Genomic DNA, 16561 nt, shown 5'->3' on the forward strand with positions numbered 1-16561 from the left:
CAAGCCAAGCAGCGGCCTGCTGACCCGCCGGCACTTTGGGTGATGCGCCGGCGGACGTTTCACCACTCAAGGTGTGACACCCAGGCGCGTGCGCAGGTCCGGAGCGGTAAGTTCGAGCCCGAAGCCGGGCGAGCCCATGGCGAAGCTGTCCGCCGTCCTGAGAGGTCCGACGACCACCGGAGCGAAGCCCGCATCGGTGACGAGCTTCGACACTTCCGCGACGGACTGAGGGTCGTCACCTGCGAGGGGGATCGCCATCCGGCCCCCTTCGCGGTGAGCGTTCTGGGCGAACACCTTGTAATTCGCCGCGTTGAAGGCACGAACGATGTGGGCGCCAATCAGGTACTTGGCCGAAACGGCTGCGATGCCGCTCGCCTGGACCTCGCCGTAGACCTCGCCGTCGCGGGCTTGGGTGGCGTTACCGGCATCGATGACGATCTTGCCCTTCAGGGCGGCACCGTGATCCTGCGCGATCTGTGGATACGCCTTATAGGGAACCGCCACCAGCACGACGTCGCCGAAGGCGATCGCTTCGGCCGGAGTCCCGGCGCGGGCCTTGGGTCCCAGCCCGTCGACGAGGCCCTTCAGGTCTTCTGGGTGCCGGGACGACAGCATTACCGGATGGCCGGCCCTAGCCCACAGGCCGCCGAGTGTGCCGCCGATATTGCCGGCACCGATGATCCCGATGCGCATCGGCTCCGATTCGGTCTGCGCCCAGGCGGAGCCGACTAGAGCGAAGGCGACGGCAGCGCCGGAGACGTGCGCGAGGATCGAGCGGCGTTTCACGAACTCAAAGTGCATCGACGAGGGCCTCCATGCGGGTGCGTTGCGCGGCATCGGGCAGACGGCCCCGTGCGGCGCCGAGGTTGTCCTCGACATAGGCCACCTTGGCCATGCCGGGGATCGGGCAAGTCACCGCTTGGTGCGCGAGGACGTATTTCAGGAAGAATTGGGGCCAACTCGCGCAGTCGAACTCCGCAGCCCAGGGTGGCAGCGCGCGCCCTTGCACGGCCTTGAACAGGCGATCGCGCCCGAAGGGAACGTTGACCATCACGGCGGTCCCGCGCTCCTTTGCCAGGGGCAGGATGCGCGCGGCAGCGCTGCGATCGTCGAGGGCGTAGTTCACCTGGATGAAGTCCAGGGTCTCGCGCGTCATCAGCGCTTCGAGATCCGCAAGCTGACTGTCGCGCCAGACCGTTGCGCCGAGATACCGGATCTTCCCCTGCGCCTTCAGATCGCGAAGGGTCGCGAGATTTGCATCCGGATCGATGAGGTTGTGGACCGCGATGAGGTCGATCACCGATGTCTTCATGCGCTGGAAGGATCGCGCGATCTCCGCCGCGCCGGCCTCCCGGCCCGGCGTCCCGACCTTGCTGCACAGGAACACCTTCTCGCGCAGGCCATCCTGGCTGAGGATCAGTCCAAGCACGTCCTCGGCGGTGCCGTAGCTCGGCGCGGTATCGATGACCGTTCCACCGAGCGCAACGAACCGCTGGACCGCCTCGCGCAACGGCGCGATCTTCTCCGGCGTCGGTTCGACCTCGTAGCGACGCGACGTACCGATGCCGATCACCGGCAGGGTTTCGCCGGATGAAGGAATTGGGCGGCGGAGTAATCCGGAGAATTGCGCCTTCTCGGCCATCGCCCTGCGCTTCAGCGGACCTGCCGACAGAGGCAGAAGAGCGGCGCCGGCGATGACGGCGCGTCGATTGGGATGCATCGGGGCACGAACTCCAGCGAGGCGAGCGTCCGGACCATCTAGGGCCCGGTGCCGGACTTCGACATATCCACTGGCGCACGGATCGTGCCTGCGACGGCCGGTGGCGAAGGACGGCGTATCCGTCACGGGCCGGAGCAGCGGGCGATGCAGGGCGGCGTCAACGTCGCGCACGGAAGGTCCGTGCATCGACCTCCAGCGCCTTCATCCGCGAGGCCAGGGTGGTCGGCCGCAGGCCGAGCAGTTCGGCGGCGCCCCCCGGGCCGAAAACCTTGCCGCCGGCCAGGGTCAGGGCTCCCTCGATCTCGGAGCGGTCGCGGGCGCGCCGCTCAAGCTCCGTCAACGGGTTCAGGATCGGCAAGGCCATGGCGACGGCGTCACGGCCGCGCGGCGGTAAATCGACTTCCGGCAAGTCGAGATGGAGCCGCCCACGCACCGCGAGGATCGCCCCCCGCTCGATCACGTTCTCCAGTTCGCGGACGTTTCCCGGCCACGGATAGCGGCTGAGGCGGCGCGCGTCGCCTTCCGTGAGCCGCGGCTCGGCGATGTTGAGCCGCCGCGCCGCGCCCTTGAGGAAGTGCTGGGCGATCAACGGAATGTCCTCGGGCCGCTCGCGCAAGGGACTCGCGGCGATCGGAAAAACGTTGAGGCGAAAATACAGGTCCTCGCGGAAGCGACCGCGCCGCACCTCCTCCCGCAGGTCGCGATTGGTGGCCGCGATCAGCCGGACGTCGACCGCGCGGGTGCGCTCCTCTCCCACCCGCTCGAAGGAGCGCTCCTGCAGCACCCGCAGCAGCTTGCCCTGGAGGTCCAGGGGAATTTCACCGACCTCGTCGAGGAACAGCGTGCCGCCATCGGCGAGTTCGAAGCGCCCGACCCGGTCGCGGACGGCCCCGGTGAAGGCGCCCTTCGCGTGGCCGAAGAACTCGCTTTCGAACAGCTCTCGGGGCACGGCGGCGCAGTTCACCCGGATCAGGGGGCGATCGGAGCGGCGGCTGGCCTCGTGGATCGCTCGCGCGATCAGCTCCTTGCCGGTGCCGGATTCACCAGTGACCAGCACGGTCGCGTCGGTGCCCGCGACCACGTCGATCTGGCGAAGGGTCGCTTCGATGGCGGGTGAGCGGCCGATGATGCCCTGGTGATGGCTTTCGAAGCGGATTTCTTCCTTGAGGTAGGCGTTCTCGAGCTCCAGGCGCTCACGCAGGGAATCGACCTCGGCGAGCGCCTGACGCAGCCGCTCGTCGGCCTCGCGCCGGGGGCCGACGTCGCGGAAGACGATGACGGCGCCGAGGAGCTGGCCTTGGTCGCGGATCGGCGTCGATGTGTATTCCACGGGGAACGCGCGTCCGTCACGCCGCCAGAACACCTCGGTGTCGACCTGATGCACGACACCGTCGCGAAACGCCGCGTAGATCGGGCAATCGTGATGGTGATAGTGCGCCCCGTCCGGATGCGTGTGATGCACCGTGGCGTGCATGTCCCGCCCGACGAGGTCGGCGGCGGTCCAGCCCAGCATGCGCTCGGCGGCTGGGTTGACGAAGGTCGTCACCCCCTCCGCGTTGACGCCGTAGATGCCCTCCCCGGCCGCCCGCAGGATGAGCTGGTTCTCGCGTTCGAGATTGCGGAAGACCCGCTCCATCCGCTGCCACTCGGAGAGGCCGGCCCGCATATGGGCATCGGCCTGCGCATCCACCTGGCGCCTACGGCGCGCGTCGAGGTCGGCCAGGGTCACCAGCATCAGCGGTGGGTGGCCGAGGAGGAGCGAACCGGCATATTCAAGGCGCAGGGCCTTGTCCGCACCATGCCGCGGCGTCAGGGCGTCGGTCCACCAATGGCCCTTGGCCTGGACCGCCTGCGTGAACACGATCAGCGTCGGGAGCTGGCCCGGATGCAGGACGCTCGCCGGCAGGCCGCGCAGCACGGTGTCGGGATATCCGAGCAGATCGGCGGCCGCCGGGTTGGCATCCGCGACGCAATCCCGATCCGGGTCGAGGACCAGCATCGCCTCGCGGCTTTCGCGAAACGCGATGCCGAGATCGAGCGGAGCGGGCGGAATCGTCATCTGCCCTTATGTTATTACGAGATCTCGTTGCGCAACCACGATCTTTCGTGAACCACGATATTTCGTGTTCAGGCCCTACGAGGTCAAGCATCTGCTTTCACTCAACAAACAGTCGTTGTCGATCCTGGCATGGGGGTTGCTCATAAGTGTGCAGTTTCCAGTGGCGAGGCGACCATGGCCCTGTTCGACAATCCCTTCGATGCCACCCGACGCCTTGGCCGAGGCGGCTGCTCCTGCGGCGCTCACCGTTCGCAGGGTGAACACGATGCGGCCCAGCCGACGGGCGACGCGGCCCTGCAGCGGGTGGTCGACGGGACGGTGATGCGGGCGCTGTTTCCCCACGATGCGGAGCGGCGGGCGTTCCTGCGCAGCGTCGGAGCCGCGACAGCCTTGGCGGCCGTCAGCCAGTTTCTGCCCACCCGCCTGATCGCCGAGGCTTTTGCCGAGGGCGCCAAGCCCGAAAAGACCGACCTGAAGATCGGCTTCATCCCGATCACCTGCGCCACGCCGATCATCATGGCGAAACCCATGGGCTTCTACGAGAAGCAGGGCCTGAACGTCGACGTGGTGAAGACGGCCGGCTGGGCGGTGATCCGCGACAAGACCCTGAACCGCGAATACGACGCCGCCCACATGCTGGCGCCGATGCCGATCGCGATCTCGCTGGGCGTCGGTTCGAACCCGCAACCCTACACGATGCCGGCGGTGGAGAACGTGAACGGCCAGGCGATCACGCTCGCCATGAAGCACAAGGACCGGCGCGACCCGAAGGACTGGAAGGGCTTCAAGCTCGCGGTGCCGTTCGACTATTCGATGCACAACTACCTGCTGCGCTACTACCTCGCGGAGGCCGGCATCGATCCCGACGCGGACGTGCAGATCCGCGCCGTGCCGCCGCCCGACATGGTCGCGAACCTGCGGGCCGACAACATCGACGGGTTCCTGGCCCCGGATCCCGTGAACCAGCGCGCGGTCTATGACGGCGTCGGCTTCATCCACATCCTGTCGAAGGAGATCTGGGACCGGCACCCCTGCTGCGCCTTCGCCGCCTCGCAGGACTTCATCACCCAGACGCCCAACACCTACGCAGCCCTGCTGCGGGCCATCATCGAGGCCACTACCTACGCCTCCAAGCCGGAAAATCGGAAGGAGATCGCCGCCCAGATCGCCCCGGCGAATTACCTGAACCAGCCCGTCACGGTGGTGGAGCAGGTTCTCACCGGCACCTTCGCGGACGGCCTCGGCAACGTGCGCAAGGTGCCCGACCGCGTCGATTTCGATGCCTTCCCGTGGCAGTCCTTCGCCGTCTGGATCCTGACGCAGATGCAGCGCTGGGGTCAGATCAAGGGCGATGTCGACTACGCGGCGGTAGCCGCCAAGGTCTATCTCGCCACCGATGCCGCCCGGCTGATGAAGCAGAACGGGCTTACCCCGCCCGAGACCACCAGCAAGACCTTCGCGGTCATGGGCAAGACCTTCGATCCGGCCAAGCCGAAGGAATATCTCGCGTCCTTCAAGATCAAGCGGGCGGGTTGAGCCATGGCCACCAGCCTGTCCCTCCGCGCCGGCCTCGTCTCGCTGGGCCTGCTGCTGGCGTTCCTGCTCACATGGCAGATCGCGGTCAGCGGCACGGGCAAGACCGAGGCGATGGACCCGGAATACGCCGCCCTGATGGGCGCCAGCGCCACCACCGGCAAGTCGGCGATGCCGGGGCCCCTCGATGTCGGGGCGACGATGTGGAAGCACCTCAAGGACCCATTCTACGACCGGGGGCCGAATGACAAGGGGCTGGGCATCCAGCTCGCCTACTCGATCGGCCGTGTAGCGCTGGGCTACGGGCTCGCCGTGATCGTGGCGATCCCGATCGGCTTCCTCATCGGCATGTCGCCCCTGATGGGCCGGGCCCTCGATCCCTTCATCCAGCTCCTGAAGCCGGTTTCGCCTTTGGCCTGGATGCCGCTCGCCCTCTATACGATCAAGGATTCCGGGCTCTCGGCGATCTTTGTGATCTTCATCTGCTCGCTCTGGCCCATGCTGATCAACACCGCCTTCGGCGTCGCCGGGACCCGCCGGGAATGGCTGAACGTCGCCCGCACCCTTGAGGTCGGACCCTTCCGCCGGGCGGTCACGGTGATCCTCCCGGCAGCCGCCCCCACCATCCTCACCGGCATGCGCATTTCCGTCGGCATTGCTTGGCTCGTCATCGTGGCGGCCGAGATGCTCGTGGGCGGCACCGGCATCGGCTACTTCGTCTGGAACGAGTGGAACAACCTCTCGATCACCAACGTGATCACCTCGATCCTGGTGATCGGCCTCGTTGGCATGATCCTCGACCAGTTGCTGGCGCAGGCACAACGCCTCGTCACCTTCCCGGAGTGAGCGCCATGACCGCCCTCCTCCCGTTCCGCTCCAAATCCTCGGACAAGACCGGAGACGCCCGCATGTCGTCCCAGACCATGCCGTCCTCGGAAAAATTCATCTCGATCGAGGGCATCGCCCGGCGCTATCCGGCGCCGGGGGGCAAGAACACCACCGTGTTCGAGAACCTGTGGCTGCCCATGCGCCGGGGCGAGTTCGTCTGCATGATCGGCCATTCCGGCTGCGGCAAGACCACGGTCCTGAACATCCTGGCCGGGCTGGAGGCGCCGAGCGAGGGCGTCGTCATTGCCGACGGGCAGGCCATCGAGGGGACCAGCCTCGATCGGGCGGTGATCTTCCAGGGCCACGCGCTCCTGCCCTGGCGTACGGTGCTGGGCAATGTCGCCTACGCGGTCGCGTCGCGCTGGCGCCAGGCGCCCCGGGCCGAGGTCGAGGCCAGGGCCCGCAAGGCCATCTCGACGGTGGGGCTCGCCGGGTCCGAGCACAAGCGGCCGTCGGAACTGTCGGGGGGGATGAAGCAGCGGGTCGGCATCGCGCGCGCTTTGGCCATCGAGCCCAAGATCCTGCTCATGGACGAGCCCTTCTCGGCCCTCGACGCGCTCACCCGGGGCACGTTGCAGGACGAGGTCCGGCGGATCTGCGTCGAGACCGGACAGACCGTGTTCATGATCACCCACGACGTCGACGAGTCGATCTACTTGGCCGACCGCATCGTGCTGATGACCAACGGCCCCCAGGCCAAGGTGGCGGAGATCGTCGAGAATCCGCTGCCGAAGGTCCGCGACCGCACGCAGTTGCATCATGCGCCCGGCTACTACGCGCTGCGCAACCACCTGATGGACTTCCTCGTCAGCCGCTCGAAGACGCTCCGTGACGCGATGCCTGCCGGTTACGACCAGCGCCACCCGCCCGTGATCCGCCCGAGCCTCAGCGAGGCCGATGCCACCGCCCTGTCGGCGGACGCGCCCCCCGCCTGGCGCGCCTGACCTTCCCTCACCCACTCGCCACGGAGACCCAAGCCATGAAGCGCGAAGACCTCACCGAGAAGCTGCTCGACATCAAGCGCGAGAAGGGCTGGACCTGGAAGTACATCCAGGATGAGATCGGCGGCATCTCGCCGATCCTCATCACCGCCGCCTGCATGGGCCAGATGAAGCTGCCCAAGGCCCAGGCCGCCAAGGCCGCTGCCTTGTTCGGCCTCAGCCAGTCAGAGGAGCGCATGCTGAACGAGGCGCCGTTCCGCGGCTCGATCGCGCAGATGCCGCCCACGGACCCGCTGATCTACCGCTTCTACGAGCTGGTGATGGTCTACGGCACCACCTGGAAGGAACTGATCCAGGAAGAGTTCGGCGACGGCATCATGTCGGCCATCGATTTCAACATGACCATGGAACGTGAGCCCAACAACAAGGGCGACCGGGTCAAGATGAATCTCTCGGGCAAGTTCCTACCGTACAAGTACTACGGCAACGAGGAAGGGGTCCCGGATTACGGCTTCAAGGAAGGCTGATTGGAGCGAGGCCGCTCGGCCTGCGCGTGAGCGGCCTCGACGCATCGTTCTGTACTTCGGCTTTCATCAAGCCATCGCGGATCCCCGTGGGGCGTGACGACACGGCCATCCGTGAAAGGCAGGCGATCGCGAGCCTGACAGCTTCATCATTCCGGGGCGCCGCAGGCGCGCCCGGACCCGAAGGGGCGCGGCCGGAGGCGTGCAATCCAGAACCGCCGACGCGTGGAAGGTCTGCACCTCCTGCGTGTCTGGATCCCGGGCTCCGCTGCGCGGACCCGGGATGACATGGTGCTGCAGGCAACCTGGTTGGAAGTCTCGGACCGGGACGGTCCCACAACGCCCGGGTGCCGTCCGATCTCATTCCATCGTGGGCGCGAGCTTCTTGACGCTTTCCACGTCCTCGCCGAGCCAGGCCGCATTCTTGGCGGTGCCGTCGAAGGTGGCGGAAGTCTTGAACAGCTCGTACTTGCCGTGAAGCGCGTAGGGCTTGCTGCGCTCCAAAAGCTCGGCGACGGTCGCCTTGTCCATGGGCTTGAAGGTCTTCACCGCCTCGAAGGCCTGGTCGAGGTCGCGCTGGCTCTCAATGCCGGTGATCACCACGGTGGTCGGCAGGTTCAGGGAGAAGTGCAGGTATTCCAGCGGCTTGATCGGCGCGTCGCTCTTCAGGATGACGCCGTCGCCGAAGGTTTTCATGCCGAGGGCCGCAATTCCGTGCTGGACCAGGTAGGGCAGCACGAGATGCCCGAACGAGCGGAAATGCGCGTCCATCACGTTGAGCGGCATCTGCACGGAATCGAACTGGAATCCGCGCTCCTCGGCGACTTCGAGCATCTGAAGGTGGATGCGCGGGTCCTTGTGGCCGGTGAACCCGATGTAGCGCAGCTTGCCGGCCTTCTTGGCCTCCACGAAGGCCTCCATGGCGCCGCCCTCGGCGAAGACCCGGTCCGGATCGTCGAAGCGCAGGATTTCATGGTGCTGCACGAGGTCGATGCGATCGGTGCGCAGGCGCTTGAGGGATTCGTCGATCTGACGCATCGCCTCCTGCTTCGTGCGACCGTCCATCTTGGACATCAGGAAGACCTTGTCGCGGTAGCCGCCCTGTGAGAGGGCGACCCCCATGCGCAGTTCCGAACGGCCGCCGTTGTAGTCCCAGCAATTGTCCATGAATGTGATGCCGCGTTCGATGCCGGCATGGATGAGGCGGGTCGCCTCGTCGTCGGAGACCGCGTTCTTGCCGAGGTGGAAGCCGCCCATCCCGATCGCCGAGATCTTCTCGTCGTGGCGACCAAAGGACCGGTACAGCATCTCGCCCCGGCGCTCGCCGGGATCGCTGAGCAAAGGCAGGTCGGCCGGGTCCTTCGGCCGGGTGTTGGGCAGGCCGGGGGCGGTCACGGCCGCGCTGGCGCTGCTGGTGGCGGCGAGTCCGGCGCCGGCTGCGGCGCCCTGGAGAAAGCTGCGGCGTTCCATGTCTGCTCTCCGGTGTGAAGGGGGGTGTTGCGGGATGCGCGCGGCATGTCAGGCCGCCGTCCCCTCGACGCGATTGGCTTCCGAGAGGGTGCGGGCGGCCTGGAGCAGGCGCATCGCCGCGCAGGCGGCCCCGTAGCCGTTGTCGATGTTGACGACGGTGATGCCGGGGGCGCAGCTCGCCAGGATGGCGTCGAGGGCCGTACGGCCGCCCTCGGCTACCCCGTATCCGACGGAGGTCGGCACCGCGATCAGGGCGCTGGCGACGAGGCCGCCGACGACGCTCGGCAGGGCCGCGTCCATGCCGGCGGCCACGATGAGAATCGGATGAGCGCGAATTTCGTCGAGCCGGGTGGTCAAGCGCCAGAGCCCGGCGACCCCGACATCGGCGAAAAGGGTCGTGGCATGCCCTTGATAGGCCAAGGTCCGCACGGCCTCCCGAGCGACCGGAACGTCGGAGGTCCCGGCGGCGACGATGCCGATCCGGGCCGGCCCGGTGAGCGGCCGAGCTCGCCCGAAGATCGCCGTGCGCGACACCGCGCAGTAATCGATCCGGTCCCGGTGATGCCCGGCAAGGGCCGCGTGCTTGTCGGCGTCGAGGCGCGTCAGCAGCAGCTGCGCGCCGCGCGCCGCGGCGGCGTCCAGGATCGCGTCGATCTGCACCGGGGACTTGCCGGCCGCGTAGATCGCCTCCTCGAGGCCGATCCGCTCGGGTCGGGCGAAATCGAGGACGAACTCGTCGGAGACGCTCATCGTGCCGCTCCCGTCAGGAAGGCACTGCCGGTGCGGTAGACCGTGAACCGCACCGGAATCTCCGGCAGGTTTGCCGGGGCACCCGCGCGGATCTGCGCCGCCAGCGCGGTCTGGCGTGTGCCGTCCAGGGCAGCGAGGCTGACGGGGTCGAGCTCCACCACGATCCCGGCGGCCCGGACGCGGCAGCGCACGGCACGGCGCGGTCCGATCCCCGCCCCGAGGCTGCGACTCACCAGGCCCTCGACGGCGTGGATGAAGGCGAGGGTCTCGGGCTCGATTCGGATCCCGGTCTCGACGCGGCTCGACAGGCAGGGTGCCGCCGGAAGCTCCGCCACCGATCCGAGACCGAGCGCTCGGGCGAGCGATCGCACCGTGGCCTTGTCCAAGCCGGCCTCGACGTAGGGATGGCGGACGCCGTGCTCGCGCGCCGCGTCGAGGCCCGGGCGGTACTCGCCGAGATCGTCGAGGTTGGCGCCCGACACCATGATCCGGTCGGTGACCTGACGAATCCTGCCGTAGAGGTTAGTCTTGCAGAAGAAGCAGCGATTGACCGGATTGGCCCGGTAATTCGGGTCGGCGAACTCGCCGGCTTCGACCACGCGCAGGGACCAGCCCGCCCGCGCCGCCTCGTCCCGGACCCGCTGCGTCGCCTCGACGGGCACCGCCGGCGAAGCCGCGTGGACCATCAGCGCCCGGTCGGCCCCGAGCAGGCGGTGGGCGGTCTCGGCAAGAGTCAGGCTGTCGACACCGCCGCTGACCGCGACTGCGAGGGGTCCGATCGCGAGCAGGAGGTCGTTCAGACGTTGCAAGACCTCGGGGCTCATGCCGCGCCTCCCGCCTCGTCATCCGCCCGGAGCGCCAGGGCCTCGGCGGCGCGGCGCAGGCCGGCACGGTTGGCGTGGGTCTCCTGCGCGATTGCGTCGTCGGCCTCCGCCTTGGCGGTGCGTCCACCCGGCCGGTCGACCACCTTCACCCGCACGGTCTGACCCTCCACCGTGACCGTGTGCATCCGCCGCGGCAGGGCTGCGCCGGAGACGATGCGATGTCGCAGGCCGATCGTGGTGGTTTCGCGGAAGCAGGCCGCGATCGCCTCCTCCAGCGCGCTGGCTCGGGCGAGCGCCCGCACATGGGTCATCATCCGTCCCTTCTTGCCGACGACCGGCATCTGGACGACGTCGAAGATGTCGGGGTGCCTGCGCAGGCGATCGAGGCCCATGCCGAGGTCCTCCGCCGATTGATCGTCAACCTCGAACTCGATCACGCCGAGGTCGCGGTGCTCGCCGCTCCCGTTCGACGTCGCCGCCTCGTACGCCACCGCGCGCAGGCAGTTGCTCAGGCCCGGCAGCACCTTCGTGCCGAAGCCGATGCCCGACCCCTTCAGGATCCGCGGCGCCGCTGGAAGCGGCGGTGCGATGTCCCGCAGGTAGCACAGGATCGCGGCCCCCGTCGGGGTGACGCGCTCACCCGGCACACCGTCGTCCAGGGTTTCGAAGCCCTCGACGAGGAGACTCGTGGCCGGGGCCGGCACGGGCAGCGGCCCGTGCTGGGTCTGGACCCGGCCCGAGCCGAGGGGCAGGGCCGACACGCTCCAGGCCTTCGCATCCAGGGCCGCGATCAGGTGGGCGGCCGCCACGATATCGGCGATCGAATCCCAGGCGCCGACCTCGTGGAACGCCACCGCCTCGACGGCGATGCCATGCACCCGCGCCTCGGCCTCGGCCAGACGGGTGAAGATACCGATCGCGTGGGCGCTGACGGTGGACTCGAGCGGACAGGCCTGCAGGTCCGCGCGAATCTGCGACCAGTGGCGATGCCCGTGACCGGCTCCGCCGGCGGGATCGTGTCGGTGGCCATGCTCGTGCGCGTGATGGCGATGCGTGTGACCGGGAGCGACGCCGTCCCGATGCTCCGCACTGCGCGCGACGACGAAGCGGCGCCCGGCGAGGATGCCGTCGTTGTGTCCGACGAGTTCGCACGAGACCCCCGGCAAGGCGGCTCGGATGCTCCCCAGCACGCCGGCTTCCCGGTCGGGAAAGAGATCGAGAAGGGCGGCGGCGAACATGTCGCCGGCGACGCCGCCAAGGGCGTCCAGATGAATCTGCATGCGTGTCGTGTTCGTTGTCCCGTCACCGCGAGGAGCGAACGCGACATCGTTCGGAAAGGTCCGGCGGCAAGCGCCTCGGCCCGGAGACCGAAGGCCGCAGCGACGGTGCTCAGTCAGCCCGGATCTGGAGCGGGCCGACGATCTTCGCCCAGAACGAGCACCCGCACGGCAGCGGCTGCGCGGTCCCTGCGGAGGACGGGGTTTCGCAGGTGAGCAGATGCCGGAGCAGCCGCTCCATCTGAGCCACCTGATAGGGCTTCTGCATCACCGGGATGGCCTGGTAGGCGGGCTCGATGCCGGAGAGACCGTAGCCCGTCGCGAAGATGAAGGGGATGCCCCGTTCGAACAGGGCGTCGGCCACGGGATAGCTGCAGGTTTCCCCGAGATTCACGTCGAGGATCGCCATGTCGAGGTCCGCCCCGCGGGCCAAGTCGATCGCCTTGTCGAGGCGCATGGCGACCTCGACCTCACAACCCAGATCGAGGAGCATGTCCTCGCCGAGCATGGCAACAAGGCTCTCGTCTTCCACCAGTAGAACGCGCCGTCCCTGAAGGCCGCTCATCGGGCGGTCCGTCCGGTCACCCGTTCCTGCCCATGCCACCCGAGGGCGGTCAGCGGGATCCGGAGACGGCAGGTCACGCCTGTCGGCGCGAAGGTCAGGTCCGCGCTGCCGTCGAATTCCATCGGCAGTTGGCGCTCGATGAGCCGGCTGCCAAATCCCTTCCGCGTGGGCTCCGCGACCGGCGGCCCGCCCGTCTCGGTCCAGACGAGTTCGAGGCGCTCGCCCGACTCCCCCGGCTCCAGGGTCCAGGATACGCCGACCCGGCCTTCCGGGACGGACAGCGCGCCGTACTTGGCCGCGTTCGTCATGAGCTCGTGCAGCGCCATCGCGAGGGTTACGGCGACCTTCGGATGCAAACGGGTGTCCGGGCCGACGAGGTCGAAGCGCGCCGTATCGACCTCGGCCAGAGCATGCGGTGCCAGGGCGCCCTCGACGACGCTGCGCAGGCTCGCGCTCTCCCAGTTCTCGGCCGTGAGCACGTTGTGCGTGTTCGACAGAGCGACCATCCGCGCATCGAAGGTCTGGCGCACGGCGACGTCGGTATTGCCCCTGAAGGTCTGGGCGGCGATCGACTGAACGGTCGCCAGCGTATTCTTGACCCGGTGGTTGAGCTCGTTGGTGAGCAGGCGCTGACGCTCGGCGGCCGCCTTCTCCTCGGTGATGTCACGCACCTCGATGATCGTGCCGATGATGCGGGTTTCGTCGTCGCGGATGGGACTGGCGGTGAATCCGACCGGGTAGAAATGTCCGTCCTTATGAACGAACACCTCCTCGCCGCGCTCCTGGTTGTTCTCCGGAAAGGCGCGGTCGATGGCGCATTCCGCGAGCGGGAACGGGCGGCCATCCGGGTAGGTGTGATGGACGATGTCGTGCAGCGGGCAATCGCGCGCGAGCACCTCGGTCAAGCTGAAACCGGTGAGCAGTTCGGCGGCACGGTTCATGTAGACGCAGTGCTGGCGGTCATCCATCAGGAAGATGGCCACCGAGGCATTGTTCAGGACCGCGTTGAGTCGCCGCTCCGTTTCGTACAGCTGCGAACCGCGCCGCAGGGTCGTCAGGGTGGTCGTGGTCGTATCGAACGTCTGCATCGGTCCAAAACTCGGCACGAACGATCGTTTCCCGGAACGGACAGCGATGCCGCTGGCCAGTGAACAACGAAAAGGCGGTGCAGGGTCATCCATCGGCCAGGGCCGACACACTGCAGGCACAGGTCTAACGTCAGCGCCTATCGCAATCCATGGTCCGCGCAATGGTTCCGACGCCTTCGCCGTCATGCTCGACAGCGCGTGAGCGACGCGCCGACGGGCGTGGGATAGGGAGGCGTGACGCGGCAGAACCCGCGATGGACACGGCTTCGAGCTGCTTCGCAACCCCTACGCGGTCGAGGATCTATTCCGGAACCTCCGACGCGCGGTGGCGCATGCCGCGAGTCATTAGCGCCACGGGTGAGAGCGCGCTCGTGATCGGACGCGAATGAACCGGAGCGACCGGCTCCGGGTTGACGCGCAACAGAGCCGTGCGAACGACGAACGCCATGGGACGTCCCCCCCGGCGTGCGGCTCAACCATCAGGATACGAAAAATGAGCGACGGTGCGACCGCCAGCGACAGCCCCTTCATCAAGGGCCGCAATGCCCGCCTCTACGGCAGGCAGCGCGAAAGTTGCCCCTATGCCGAGGGAAGCGAGGACCGAGCCGCCTGGATGCAGGCGTTCGACGAGGCCTCCGACGATCGTCCGGAAAGCGAAACCGGTACGATCGATCCTCAATCGTCCGTCAAAGCCTGAGCCGGGCCTATCACCCGGTGCGCTAAGAACCGGCGGCTCGGCACCCGAGCCTCGAACCGAGGCAGACCGACGCCTCGGTTCGAGTCATCCATCCAGACTCCGGCGACCGAGTTGCAGGTAACTCGGGTTGAATTCGGCCAATTCGCTGAGGGTGGCCCAGTCTAGGATGGTCAGCCGCTTGCCGGACAAGGCGATGAGCCGCTGGCGGCGAAGGGCCTGCAGGGAACGGTTGACGTGCACGTTCGACAACCCGACGGTGACGGCGATGTCGCTCTGCGTGAACGGTAGTTCGTAGGTCATCCCCCGGGTCAGCCCCACCGCGTTGAGGCGCAGGTACAGTTCGCAGAACAGATGCGCGATGCGCTCGACGGCCGTCCGGCATCCGATGTTGACGATCCACTCGCGGAGCGTGGCCTCGTTGACGAGGATGCTCATCCGGAGGGCCTGCCGGATGGCCGGGTGTTGCCGCAGGATCGCCTGCAGGGCATCCGCGTTCACGCGCGCCACACGGCAGGGTGAGAGCGTGCTCACGGCGTGATCCATCCGATTGATGAGGCCGGCTTCCAAATTGCAATGGTCACCGGGGACCAGGAAGGCGGTGATCTGCCGTGCACCGTTCTGACGGAACTGGTTGCGACAGGCGAACCCCTTCACCACGATCAGAACGCCGTCGGCGGGCTCTCCCTCGCGCAGGATGTCGGTATGAGCGGGGTAGTCCCGCGCGGTCGTCGCCAGACGTGACAGTGCATTCCGATCCTCCGTCGACAAGTCCTGGAACGCTTCGAGCTTCTGTATCAGCGCAGACGCGGGCGACTCCATCATGGGGACGAGGACGCGATCGCCGGACGTTTGACTGCTGAGGGCCTGTCCCATGTCACACACTCCCGATCGCAAATTCGTCGTGGGCACTCACGACGTCCCAGGGGATCGTGGGCTTCGCGAGCCAAGCCGCGTCGCCGAAACCCCGCGTGATCGGATCCTCGCGATGGCAGGTCGTTGGCAGAACGAAGGTCACACTGTGCCTGCGGAAACACCGAAAGGGCCTTGAGCGGTCGCCATCCTGGCGCCGTGGCTCGATGACGGGCGGATCGACGCGTTGGCGCCTCCGAAGCGCCCCGGTCGCCGCCGCCGTCGTCAGCGGGCCGGCAACGCGAGAATCGGCCTTCCGGAGGATTTCGTACAAGTCGAGGGGGAGAATCGTGTCGCTTTCGGCGACCGGCCCCCGTGATGTTCCGGCTTCTTCCATCACTCGACCCTGTTTTCGAGACGGAGCCAGATCCCATCAGACCCGGAACACAAGTAAGCCCCTTATCCATTATCGATGCAAGTGCAGTATCGATGCAAGTGCAGTTGCCGATTTCGATCCGCAAGATTCCATGCGTCAACTGTGTGTGCGATACGAAACAATCATTTGTTAGACGCAGAGATCTGTCCAAAATCTATTACACGTGAAGGTGTCGCACTGACGTGATGGATCAGCCATCGGATATGCAACTTAGGATAGATTCACAACCGTGGCTGTTCCGTGGGCCGGAAATTCAGCGACCGCCATCGCTCCGCGCCATGGCGCTCACCGGCAAATCATCCGCCAGTATCGACGAAAAACGACATGTTGGTTTATGCATCCTGTACTTAAGGATCTATTCAGTCTTCTGTTCAAATCAATCGCCGAAAGTCGATGATTGCATTGCGGTTCGCATGCGGACCCATGACTTTCGGTCGGAGAGGGTCGGAGGATCTCGAATGGAAATTGCACGCCTGCTTCACACCTTCGCGGGTCCTGTGATGGCCCTCGTCGGCACGCTGCCGTCGTGGCGGCGGCCCGCCGCACCTCCCCCGGTGCTGGAGGGACCGGTCGAGCGGACCTACGACTTCCCGGCGCTTCAGCCGCGGGAATCCGCGTATTGGCCTGAGCGCTCACACATCCTGTCGGGCAAGCCGGAGCAGACGGCGACCTACGTCTACAGAAGCCCCGACGGCCTGTTCGCCGCCGGCATCTGGACCTGCCAGCCCGGCAAGTTCCGCATCGACTTCGGCCGGGCGGAGTTCATCCAACTGATCGCGGGCGTGGTGACGGTGACGGACGCGGAGGGCGTCGCGAAGACCTACCGGGCCGGCGATGCCTTCGTCACGCCGGCGGGCTTCTCCGGCACCTGGGACGTGATCGAACCGGTCAAGAAGCACTTCACCTGGTACGGTCCCGAGCCGGTCTGGTAGGGCGGCCT

The 16561-nt window shown here is 67.0% G+C and carries 16 protein-coding genes; 6 read left to right on the plus strand and 10 right to left on the minus strand.

What is annotated here, in order from left to right; all coding sequences use genetic code 11:
* Positions 1-66 precede the first annotated feature (66 nt).
* From ASF41_RS02035 to ASF41_RS02045, 3 genes are all read right to left on the minus strand, one after another.
* Positions 67-801 (minus strand): NADPH-dependent F420 reductase, encoded by a 735-nt coding sequence (locus ASF41_RS02035; protein WP_056490395.1) that lies wholly within the window; start codon positions 799-801, stop codon positions 67-69.
* The gene (locus tag ASF41_RS02040) at positions 791-1720 is read right to left on the minus strand and encodes an aldo/keto reductase (RefSeq protein WP_056490399.1); all 930 of its coding nucleotides are present in this window, start codon (positions 1718-1720) and stop codon (positions 791-793) included. Before ASF41_RS02040 ends, ASF41_RS02035 begins: the two co-directional genes overlap by 11 nt.
* 157 nt (positions 1721-1877) lie before the next feature.
* Positions 1878-3779 (minus strand): sigma 54-interacting transcriptional regulator, encoded by a 1902-nt coding sequence (locus ASF41_RS02045; RefSeq protein WP_056490402.1) that lies wholly within the window; start codon positions 3777-3779, stop codon positions 1878-1880.
* A gap of 174 nt (positions 3780-3953) precedes the next feature.
* Between ASF41_RS02045 and ASF41_RS02050 the strand changes: the two genes are divergently transcribed.
* From ASF41_RS02050 to cynS, 4 genes are read left to right on the plus strand one after another with little or no spacing between them, the layout of a single operon-like run.
* Positions 3954-5315, plus strand: coding sequence for a CmpA/NrtA family ABC transporter substrate-binding protein (locus tag ASF41_RS02050; protein WP_056490405.1), 1362 nt, complete (start codon positions 3954-3956; stop codon positions 5313-5315).
* A 3-nt stretch (positions 5316-5318) separates the two neighbouring features.
* Entirely contained in the window at positions 5319-6158 is an 840-nt protein-coding gene (ntrB, locus tag ASF41_RS02055) for a nitrate ABC transporter permease (protein WP_056490408.1), read from the plus strand.
* Positions 6159-6163: 5 nt separating this feature from the next.
* A complete protein-coding gene (locus ASF41_RS02060) occupies positions 6164-7144 on the plus strand; it encodes an ABC transporter ATP-binding protein (protein WP_056490411.1) in 981 nt (326 codons plus the stop codon).
* A 35-nt stretch (positions 7145-7179) separates the two neighbouring features.
* A complete protein-coding gene (gene cynS, locus ASF41_RS02065) occupies positions 7180-7668 on the plus strand; it encodes a cyanase (protein ID WP_056219292.1) in 489 nt (162 codons plus the stop codon).
* A 357-nt stretch (positions 7669-8025) separates the two neighbouring features.
* Here cynS and ASF41_RS02070 read toward each other — a convergent pair whose 3' ends face one another.
* From ASF41_RS02070 to ASF41_RS02095, 6 genes are all read right to left on the minus strand, one after another.
* Positions 8026-9135, minus strand: a complete 1110-nt coding sequence (locus tag ASF41_RS02070) for an aldo/keto reductase (RefSeq protein WP_056490414.1) — start codon at positions 9133-9135, stop codon at positions 8026-8028.
* A gap of 48 nt (positions 9136-9183) precedes the next feature.
* On the minus strand, positions 9184-9885 hold the full coding sequence (gene larB / locus ASF41_RS02075) for a nickel pincer cofactor biosynthesis protein LarB (protein ID WP_056490418.1): 702 nt from the start codon (positions 9883-9885) through the stop codon (positions 9184-9186).
* Positions 9882-10709, minus strand: coding sequence for a hypothetical protein (locus tag ASF41_RS02080; RefSeq protein ID WP_056490421.1), 828 nt, complete (start codon positions 10707-10709; stop codon positions 9882-9884). The genes larB and ASF41_RS02080 overlap by 4 nt, the downstream gene beginning before the upstream one ends.
* Positions 10706-11989, minus strand: a complete 1284-nt coding sequence (locus ASF41_RS02085) for a LarC family nickel insertion protein (protein ID WP_056490422.1) — start codon at positions 11987-11989, stop codon at positions 10706-10708. The genes ASF41_RS02080 and ASF41_RS02085 overlap by 4 nt, the downstream gene beginning before the upstream one ends.
* Positions 11990-12098: 109 nt before the next feature.
* Positions 12099-12551 carry a response regulator gene (locus ASF41_RS02090; RefSeq protein ID WP_056490425.1) on the minus strand — a complete coding sequence of 151 codons (453 nt, stop codon included), beginning with the start codon at positions 12549-12551 and terminating at the stop codon, positions 12099-12101.
* The gene (locus ASF41_RS02095) at positions 12548-13639 is read right to left on the minus strand and encodes a sensor histidine kinase (protein WP_056490428.1); all 1092 of its coding nucleotides are present in this window, start codon (positions 13637-13639) and stop codon (positions 12548-12550) included. The genes ASF41_RS02090 and ASF41_RS02095 overlap by 4 nt, the downstream gene beginning before the upstream one ends.
* 493 nt (positions 13640-14132) lie before the next feature.
* On the opposite strand from ASF41_RS02095, the gene ASF41_RS02100 reads away from it, so the two are divergent.
* Entirely contained in the window at positions 14133-14336 is a 204-nt protein-coding gene (locus tag ASF41_RS02100) for a ribosome modulation factor (RefSeq protein ID WP_056219272.1), read from the plus strand.
* Between the two features lie 84 nt (positions 14337-14420).
* On the opposite strand, the gene ASF41_RS02105 is transcribed toward ASF41_RS02100, so the two are convergent.
* On the minus strand, positions 14421-15209 hold the full coding sequence (locus tag ASF41_RS02105; protein ID WP_244479520.1) for a Crp/Fnr family transcriptional regulator: 789 nt from the start codon (positions 15207-15209) through the stop codon (positions 14421-14423).
* Positions 15210-16079: 870 nt separating this feature from the next.
* Here ASF41_RS02105 and ASF41_RS02115 point away from each other — a divergent pair.
* Positions 16080-16553 carry a cupin domain-containing protein gene (locus ASF41_RS02115; RefSeq protein ID WP_056219264.1) on the plus strand — a complete coding sequence of 158 codons (474 nt, stop codon included), beginning with the start codon at positions 16080-16082 and terminating at the stop codon, positions 16551-16553.
* The last annotated feature ends 8 nt before the right edge of the window (positions 16554-16561 follow it).

The sequence above is a fragment of the Methylobacterium sp. Leaf111 genome (genome assembly GCF_001423285.1).
Lineage (GTDB): Bacteria > Pseudomonadota > Alphaproteobacteria > Rhizobiales > Beijerinckiaceae > Methylobacterium.